General features: G+C 51.4%; 2 tRNA genes. Both read right to left on the bottom strand.

What is annotated here, in order from left to right:
• Positions 1-2 precede the first annotated feature (2 nt).
• Positions 3-87, bottom strand: a tRNA-Tyr gene (locus H7A81_RS27495).
• Positions 88-132: 45 nt separating this feature from the next.
• A tRNA-Tyr gene (locus H7A81_RS27490) sits at positions 133-217 on the bottom strand.
• Between the last annotated feature and the right edge of the window lie 38 nt (positions 218-255).

Here is a 255-nt window from a genome sequence, read left to right as displayed (position 1 = left end):
GATGGTGGCGGGAGAAGGATTCGAACCTTCGAAGTCGATGACGGCAGATTTACAGTCTGCTCCCTTTGGCCGCTCGGGAATCCCGCCAGGGATATAAAGCTCTTAGTGATTCAGGTGAGAAGATTATTCAGATGGTGGCGGGAGAAGGATTCGAACCTTCGAAGTCGATGACGGCAGATTTACAGTCTGCTCCCTTTGGCCGCTCGGGAATCCCGCCAGGGATATAAAGCTCTTAGTGATTCAGGTGAGAAGATT

It is taken from the genome of Pantoea sp. ME81 (genome assembly GCF_903970985.1).
In the GTDB taxonomy this organism is placed as follows: domain Bacteria; phylum Pseudomonadota; class Gammaproteobacteria; order Enterobacterales; family Enterobacteriaceae; genus Pantoea; species Pantoea communis.
The sequence above is the reverse complement of the archived record's forward strand: the minus strand, read 5'-3'. Positions and strand labels throughout refer to the sequence as shown.